A 7517-nucleotide genomic window follows, 5' to 3' on the forward strand; every position below is an offset into this window, starting at 1 on the left:
GTGGTGGACGATCCTGCTGCTGATCGCGGCCGGGTTCGCCGGCAGCTACCTGGTGAAACGAGAGGGCGGCCGCGCCTGGCGGGCACTGCAGCAGGCGCTCGCCGAGCACCGGATGCCGGCCCGGGAGCTGGCCGACGGGGCGCTCATCCTGATCGGCGGCACTCTGCTACTGACGCCGGGCTTCCTGTCCGACGTCGTCGGTGCGTTCGCGATCCTGCCCGTCACCCGGCCGATCGCCCGGCGCCTGCTGACCCGGGTGATCACCCGCAAGCTCGCCGCCGGGAGCTCGGTGTACGTCGGGGGAGCGGGCCGATCCCGCCAGGGCCCCGGCGACGACGACTCGGTGATCCCGGGCGAGGTCGTCAACGAGTAGGGCTCCGGGCATGACGACGCCCCGGCACCGAACGGGGCGGTGGACCGGGGCGGTCGTGGGTGGATCAGGCGGACTTGGCCTTCTTCTTGCTGGCCCGGTGCAGGTGGGCGGGGCCGATCTCGCCGCTGCGGAGCAGCTCCAGGCGCTCGGTGAGGATCTCTTCCAGCTCCTTGACGGAGCGGCGCTCGAGCAGCATGTCCCAGTGCGTGCGGACCGGCTTCTCGGCCTTCTCCTCCTTGAGCTGCCCGTGCTTGCTCAGCGCCTCGGCGCCGCAGCGCGGGCACTCCCAGACGGCGGGCACGTCGGCCTCGACCGACATCGGGATCTCGAACTCATGCCCCTGGGGGCACGCGTACCCGATGTTCTGGCGCGCGGCGAACTCGATCCCGCGCTCGTCCTCGAAGCTCTGGCCCCCGAGGCGGGCGCCACGTAGTGTCCGCTCTCCCATGAGCGTCCTCCAAACCTGATTGGTACCCCGTGTGCAACATCCAGACGGGCGCTCGATCCGCGCCGTGGGCGCGTCAGCGCCTGCCCTGCGTCTTCACCAGTCCCAACGAACGACCCTGTCGAGAGATTCCCGGTGTGTGAGGACGTCTGCGTCCCACACGTCAAGGTACCCGGGTCCGGCCGATTCCACACAATCGGTTGCATCTTCAAGCGAGGCGGCGACCGTCCGGGCGGCTGGGACGTGGGACCGGTCACACCACCGACGGCATCTCGTTGCCCGCGTCGCGGATGCCGCGCGCGGTGTCGACCTTGAGCAGCAGCGCCCCGCCGACCACGAAGAACGCGATCAGCGCGAAGATAGCCGGCCGGTAGGAGTCGGTGAGCTGGTAGACGAGCCCGAACACCAGCGTGCCGAACCACGACGTGCCGCGCTCCATGGCGTGGTAGAAGCTGAAGTACTCCGCCTCGCTGCCGCGCGGGATCAGCAGGCTGAAGTACGACCGCGAGAGCGCCTGGGTGCCGCCCAGGACGATGCCGATCGCGACCGCCAGGATGAGGAACGGCACCAGCTCGCGCTCCGGGACGAACAGCGCGGCGGTGACGATCAGCATCCAGATCGCCAGACCCACCAGGATCACCGACTTGGCGCCGTACCGCTCCGCGGCGCGTCCGAACCCGAGCGCGCCGAAGACCGCCACGAACTGCACCACCAGGTAGACCGCGAGCACGGTCCCGGTCTCGAACCCGAGCTCCTCCACGCCGTACGTCGAGGCGGAGGCGATGACGGTCTGGATGCCGTCGTTGAAGAACAGGTACGCGACCAGGAAGGTGAGCGCGACCGGGTACCTCCGCAGCCCCTTCAGCGTCGCCCAGAGCTGGCCGAAGCTGCGCTGCACCACGCCTCCCTCGGCCGGCACCACGTGCTCGGGGGGCCGGTTGCGGAGCCCCCGGAACGGGATGAACGTGAAGCCCGCCCACCACACGGCCGCGGACAGCATGCTCAGCCGGACCGCCATGCCCTGGCTCATGCCGAGGCTGTCGTGGAAGGTGACCATCAGGAAGTTGATCGCCAGCAGCAGCCCGCCGCCGGCGTAGCCGTAGGCCCATCCCCGCGAGGACACCCGGTCCCGCTCGTCCTCCTCGGCGACCAGGCACAGGATCGCGTCGTTGAAGACGGCCGCGGCGCCGAAGCACAGGTTGGCGACGATGAACGCGACCACGCCGAGCTGCCAGTTGTCGCCCTGGACGAAGAAGAGCAGCGCGGCGAACGCGGCCCCCACCCAGGCGAAGCCGGCCAGCAGCTCCTTCTTGCGCGCCGTACGGTCGGCGACGGCGCCGAGCAGCGGGAGCAGGAAGGCCGAGATCAGCGTGGACGCGGTGATCGTGAACGAGGGCAGCGCGCCGGGCGCCACGGACAGGCCGAGCACGTCGATCCGGTTGTCGACCGCGGCGTTCTCGGCGACCGAGATCAGGTACGGCGCGAACAGGACGCCGGCGATGGTGGTGCTGAACGCCGAGTTGGCCCAGTCGTAGAAGTACCAGGCCCGCTGCTCGCGGCGCCGGGCGATCGGCCTCAGGTCGGCGATGCCGCCCGGTGAGCCCGGTGATGGCGTCATGGTGCCTCTCCCATCCATTGTCCGCGGGCGACGAGCACGTCGCGGAGCACGTCGGTGCGGTCGGTCATCAGCCCGTCGACGCCCAGGTCGAGGAGGTGGTGCATCTCGTCGGTGTCGTCGACGGTCCAGACGTGCACGGGACGACCGGCGTCGTGGGCCCGACGGATCAGCTCGGGGGTGACGACCCGCAGCCGGCCGCGGCGGTGCGGCACCTGCAGGACGTCGCCGGCCCCGCCGAGCGCCCGGGCGACCCGGCGGTTGGGCGCGAACCGGGTGCCGACGACCGCCCCGACGCCGCAGGTGGTGGCGACCCGGCGGTCCAGCTGCCGCCGGAAGTCGCGGATCCGGGCGTCGGAGAAGGCGCCGACGCAGACCCGGTCGTGGGCGTGGGTGCGCCGGATCAGCTCGGCGAGCGGCGCGACCGCGCTGTCGGACTTGATGTCGATGTTGAACCGGGCCTCCGAGAACGTCTCCAGGAGCGTGGTCAGCCGGGGGATCTCCTCACGGTCGCCGATCCGGACCGACCGCACCTCGTCGTACGTCAGCTCCGCGATCCGCCCGACACTGCCGGTGACCCGGTCGAGGACGGCGTCGTGGAAGGCCAGCAGCACCCCGTCCCGGGTGGCGTGCACGTCGGTCTCGAGGTAGCGGTAGCCGAGAGCGACCGCGTGCTGGAAGGCGGCGAGGGTGTTCTCGAGGCCCTCGATCTCGGGATGGAAGGCTCCACCGCGGTGTGCGAACGCCAGCACCGCTCCCGGTCGGTCAAGGCCCTCGTCGAGGAAGGCGAGGCCGGTGCGCGGACGGGTCACGCGTGCAGTATCGACGCTCACGCGACGATGGTGGCGCAGAATCGCTGCGCGGCGCATGAGCGTTACTACTCAGTGTGTTCCGCCCGTGGACCGCCGGGTTCCCCGAGTATCGTCGGAACATGCAGCCGACGGACGAGATGACCTGCCCGAAGTGCCACGCCTCCATGGGGTCGCGGACGGTAGGAAGCGTCACCGTCCACCAGTGCGGATCGTGCTCCGGGATCTTCCTGGAGCGGGCTGACCTGGCGAACCTCGTCGAGGCCGAGAACGACTGGCACAAGGGCCGGGAGTCCGGACACGTGACCCAGCCGCTGCCGCGGATCACCGCCGACATGACCGCCCCGCCGCCGAGCACCCCCAAGAGGCGTTCCTACATCGAGGTGCTGTTCCTCTGACCCGACCCCGGCCGACCCCGGCCGACCGCCTTCGCAACGATATCGGTCGTCCGGGAGTGACCCAGGGGTCACGGTGGGACTACCGATATCGGTGGTGCGGGATCAGATGTCGCGGAACGTCTCGATGCTGGCGCCCAGGCCGTTGAGCCGGGCGGCGAGGTCCTCGTAGCCCCGGTTGATCACGTAGACCGAGCGGAGCACCGACGTCCCCTTGGACGCCATCATCGCCAGCAGGATCACCACGGCCGGACGGAGCGCCGGCGGGCAGACGATCTCGGCGCCGGACCAGCGCGTCGGGCCCTCGATCATCACCCGGTGCGGGTCGAGCAGCTTCACCGAGGCCCCGAGCTTGGTGAGCTCGGTCAGGTAGATGGCCCGGTTCTCGTAAACCCAGTCGTGCAGCAGCGTCTGCCCCTCCGCGACGGCCGCGATCACCGCGAAGAAGGGCAGGTTGTCGATGTTGAGCCCCGGGAACGGCATCGGGTGGATCTTGTCGATGGGGGAGTGCAGCTCGGAGACCTTGGTCGTGAGGTCGACGAGCCGGGTCTGACCGTTCGCCGCGACGTACTCCTCGCTGCGCTCGTAGCAGAAACCCATCTCCTCGAGCAGCGCGAGCTCGATCTCGAGGAACTCGATCGGCGCCCGCCGGATGGTGATCTCCGACCTGGTCACGATCGCCGCGGCCAGCAGCGACATCGCCTCGATCGGGTCCTCCGAGGGCGCGTAGTCGACGTCGACGTCGATGTCCGGCACGCCGTGCACGGTGAGCGTGGTGGTGCCGATGCCGTCGATGCGGACGCCCAGCTTCTCCAGGAAGAAGCACAGGTCCTGGACCATGTAGTTCGGGCTGGCGTTGCGGATCACCGTCACCGACGGCTCCAGCGCGGCGCCGAGCAGGGCGTTCTCGGTGACGGTGTCGCCGCGCTCGGTGAGCACGATCGGTCGGACCGGGGACACCGCGCGGCTGACGGTCGCGTGGTAGCTGCCCTCGGTGGCCTTCACCTCGAGCCCGAACGGACGCAGCGCGGCCATGTGCGGCTCGACGGTGCGGGTGCCGAGGTCGCAGCCCCCGGCGTACGGCAGCTCGAAGGCGTCCTCGCGGTGCATCAGCGGGCCCAGGAACATGATGATCGACCGGGTACGCCGCGCGGCGCCGGCGTCGATCGCGGCCAGGTCGAGGGTGGCCGGCGGCACGATCTCCAGGTCGTTGTCGGCGTTGAGCCAGGTGGTCTGCACGCCGATGCTGTTGAGCACCTCGAGCAGCCGGTTGACCTCCTCGATCCGGGCCACCCGGCGCAGCGTGGTGCGGCCCCGGTTCAGCAACGAGGCGCACAGCAGCGCGACACCGGCGTTCTTCGACGACTTCACGTCGATCGAGCCGGACAGCCTCGTCGGCCCGGTGACCCGGAGGTGCGTGGGGCCGACGGCGCCCAGCGAGACGAGCTCGGAGTCGAGCGCCTCGCCGATCCGGGCGATCATCTCCAGGGAGAGGTTCTGGTGGCCGCGCTCGATGCGGTTGACGGCGCTCTGGCTGGTGCTGAGCACGTCCGCGAGCTGCTGCTGGGTCCACCCGCGGTGTTTGCGGGCATCTCGGATGAGGTTGCCGATACGGGCCAGATAGTCCGACATGCGTGCGACGGTATCTCAGATATGAGATAGGTCAAATGGGACGCGCCGATCGGCGGTGGCGGGGGAGCGCTGTGCCCGCCGCCGCGGCGCCAACACCGGTTCGACGCGTGGCAGGATGCCAGCCATGCGCGCCACCACCATCCATGCCCCCGGCGACATCCGACTCGAGGAGCGCCCGGTCCCGTCGATCACCGAACCCACGCAGGCGGTGGTGAGGGTCGTCGCGGGCTGCGTCTGCGGCTCGGACCTCTGGCCCTACCGCGGCGAGAACCCCATCGACGCCGGCTCCACGATCGGGCACGAGTGCGTCGGTGTGATCGAGGAGGTGGGCAAGGACGTCCGCGACTTCCGGCCCGGCGACTTCGTGATCGTCCCGTTCGTGCACTGCGACAACACCTGCCCGCACTGCGTCGCCGGGATGACCTCGGCATGCGTGCACCAGGGGTTCACGGCCAGCGGCCAGGCGGAGTACTCCCTGGTCCACCAGGCCGACGGGTCGCTGATCAAGACCGACGGGATGCCCGACGACTCGTTGATCCCGTCGCTGCTGACCCTGTCCGACGTGATGGCCACCGGCTGGCACGCGGCCGTGGCGGCCGGGGTGCAGCCCGGCTCGACGGCCGTCGTGGTCGGTGACGGCGCGGTCGGCCTGTGCGGGGTGCTCGCGGCCGCCGAGCTGGGCGCCGAGCGGGTCGTGGCGATGTCCCGGCACGAGCCCCGGCAGAAGATCGCCGAGCGGTTCGGGGCCACGCACGTCGTGGCGGAGCGCGGCGAAGAGGGCGAGCAGCGGGTGCTCGACCTGACCGACGGTGTCGGGGCCGACGCGGTGCTGGAGTGCGTCGGCACGGACGGTGCGATCAAGACCGCCTTCAAGGTCGCCCGCCCGGGCTCCACGGTCGGGTTCGTCGGCGTACCGCACGGCGTCGAGCTGCCGGTACGCCGGATGTTCCAGAGGAACGTGGGGCTGGCCGGCGGCATCGCCCCCGTGCGCACCTACCTGCCCGACCTGCTCGACCGTGTCCTAGAGGGCCGGATCGAGCCGGGTCTCGTCTTCGACCTGACCCTGCCCCTCGACGACGTCGCCGAGGCCTACCGGGCGATGGACGAGCGCCGGGCGATCAAGGTGATGCTCCGGCCGTGACCCGCAAGAACGGTCAAGGTGGGCGTCGGTGGCCGGGCGTAACGTCCGGTGCATGAAGGAGACCCCGGAGGAGATCGCCGCGCTCCAGGACCTGCTCGACCGTTCGCACGCGAAGTCGACCGAGCACCTGCGCAGCATCATCAGCGACGACCGTCGGCTCACCGCCGACGACATCGTGGCGCTGCTGACCGGCATGAAGGTCATCTCGGTGGCCACCGTGACCGCGGAGGGACACCCGCGGATCAGCGCGATGGACGGCCACTTCCTGCACGGCACCTGGTCGTTCAGCACCAGCGGCACCGCAGCCAAGGCACGGCACATGCGGGCTCGACCAGACGTGAGCGTCGCCCACGTCGACAACGAGGAGCTCGCGGTGTTCAGCCACGGCCGGGTCGAGGAGCTGCAGCCGACCGACCACGACTACGACGAGACCCTGGGCCACTGGACGGCGCACTACGGCAGCTCGCCGCTCGACTGGGGTCCCTCGATCGTGCTGTACCGCTACCGGCCGCACTGGATGGTGGGCTACGCGTGGAAGCGGTCCGAGCTGCTGGCGCAGCGGGGCCTCGCGCCGTGACGTCCTTCACCGAGAGGTTCGGCCCGCTGCCCGTAGCCGAGCAGTAGCCTCCCCGGCATGGCGATCTCGGCGGTGGTCCTCGACATCGGCGGGGTGCTCGAGATCGTCGACGACCACGCGTGGCCGCAACGCTGGGCCGAGCGGTGGGCGACCGAGGCCGGACTCGACGCCGCCGGGCTGGAGGCGGTGCTCGCGCGGCACGAGCCGCTCGGCGACCTGCTCACCGGCGCCGCTGTCACTGCGCGGGCGCGGCGTGCGGCTGGGCATCCTCAGCAACTCGATCGACTGTGCCCGACGCGAGGAGGGCCGCCGGTACGCGTTCGTCGAGCAGGCCGACGTCGTCGTCTACTCCCACGAGGTTGGCCTGGCGAAGCCCGACCCGGCCGTCTACGCGCTGACCACGCGGCGGCTGGGCGTCCCGGACGCCGAGATCGGGTTCCTCGACGACAACCTCGCGAACGTCGAAGCCGCCCGGGCGTTCGGCTGGCGGGCGCTGCTGCACGTCGACACGCCTGCCTCGGTGCGGTGGC

9 protein-coding genes are annotated in these 7517 nt (G+C 70.6%); 5 read left to right on the forward strand and 4 right to left on the reverse strand.

All coding sequences use genetic code 11. The annotated features are described in order from the left end of the window. On the forward strand, window positions 1-373 hold a 373-nt coding region (locus VFH10_RS07550), incomplete at its 5' end, for an FxsA family protein (protein ID WP_325127499.1). A gap of 64 nt (window positions 374-437) precedes the next feature. Here VFH10_RS07550 and VFH10_RS07555 read toward each other — a convergent pair. The 3 genes from VFH10_RS07555 to VFH10_RS07565 form a co-directional block, all read right to left on the reverse strand. After that, on the reverse strand, window positions 438-821 hold the full coding sequence (locus VFH10_RS07555) for an RNA polymerase-binding protein RbpA (protein ID WP_325127500.1): 384 nt from the start codon (window positions 819-821) through the stop codon (window positions 438-440). 250 nt (window positions 822-1071) lie between these two features. After that, window positions 1072-2436, reverse strand: coding sequence for an MFS transporter (locus tag VFH10_RS07560; RefSeq protein WP_325127501.1), 1365 nt, complete (start codon window positions 2434-2436; stop codon window positions 1072-1074). After that, entirely contained in the window at window positions 2433-3245 is an 813-nt protein-coding gene (locus VFH10_RS07565; RefSeq protein ID WP_325127502.1) for a glycerophosphodiester phosphodiesterase, read from the reverse strand. The genes VFH10_RS07560 and VFH10_RS07565 overlap by 4 nt, the downstream gene beginning before the upstream one ends. A 119-nt stretch (window positions 3246-3364) precedes the next feature. On the opposite strand from VFH10_RS07565, the gene VFH10_RS07570 reads away from it, so the two are divergent. Then, the gene (locus tag VFH10_RS07570; RefSeq protein ID WP_325127503.1) at window positions 3365-3640 is read left to right on the forward strand and encodes a zf-TFIIB domain-containing protein; all 276 of its coding nucleotides are present in this window, start codon (window positions 3365-3367) and stop codon (window positions 3638-3640) included. Between the two features lie 102 nt (window positions 3641-3742). Here the strand turns inward: VFH10_RS07570 and VFH10_RS07575 are convergent, their stop codons facing one another. Next, window positions 3743-5269, reverse strand: a complete 1527-nt coding sequence (locus tag VFH10_RS07575) for a UDP-N-acetylglucosamine 1-carboxyvinyltransferase (protein ID WP_325127504.1) — start codon at window positions 5267-5269, stop codon at window positions 3743-3745. A gap of 124 nt (window positions 5270-5393) precedes the next feature. On the opposite strand from VFH10_RS07575, the gene VFH10_RS07580 reads away from it, so the two are divergent. The 3 genes from VFH10_RS07580 to VFH10_RS07590 form a co-directional block, all read left to right on the forward strand. Continuing rightward, window positions 5394-6410, forward strand: coding sequence for a zinc-dependent alcohol dehydrogenase family protein (locus VFH10_RS07580; RefSeq protein ID WP_325127505.1), 1017 nt, complete (start codon window positions 5394-5396; stop codon window positions 6408-6410). A 52-nt stretch (window positions 6411-6462) separates the two neighbouring features. Continuing rightward, window positions 6463-6987, forward strand: a complete 525-nt coding sequence (locus VFH10_RS07585; protein WP_325127506.1) for a pyridoxamine 5'-phosphate oxidase family protein — start codon at window positions 6463-6465, stop codon at window positions 6985-6987. A 253-nt stretch (window positions 6988-7240) separates the two neighbouring features. After that, a partial coding sequence (locus tag VFH10_RS07590) for an HAD-IA family hydrolase (protein ID WP_325127507.1) occupies window positions 7241-7517 on the forward strand: 277 nt, incomplete at its 3' end.

This window comes from Nocardioides sp., assembly GCF_035697785.1.
Classification (GTDB): Bacteria; Actinomycetota; Actinomycetes; order Propionibacteriales; family Nocardioidaceae; genus Nocardioides_B.

Bases quoted from the DNA above. Each gene is read 5' to 3' on its own strand.
- VFH10_RS07575 (WP_325127504.1), bottom strand. From the start codon at position 5,269: ATGTCGGACTATCTGGCCCGTATCGGCAACCTCATCCGAGATGCCCGC.
- VFH10_RS07570 (WP_325127503.1), top strand. From the start codon at position 3,365: ATGCAGCCGACGGACGAGATGACCTGCCCGAAGTGCCACGCCTCCATG.
- VFH10_RS07555 (WP_325127500.1), bottom strand. From the start codon at position 821: ATGGGAGAGCGGACACTACGTGGCGCCCGCCTCGGGGGCCAGAGCTTC.
- VFH10_RS07560 (WP_325127501.1), bottom strand. From the start codon at position 2,436: ATGACGCCATCACCGGGCTCACCGGGCGGCATCGCCGACCTGAGGCCG.
- VFH10_RS07580 (WP_325127505.1), top strand. From the start codon at position 5,394: ATGCGCGCCACCACCATCCATGCCCCCGGCGACATCCGACTCGAGGAG.
- VFH10_RS07585 (WP_325127506.1), top strand. From the start codon at position 6,463: ATGAAGGAGACCCCGGAGGAGATCGCCGCGCTCCAGGACCTGCTCGAC.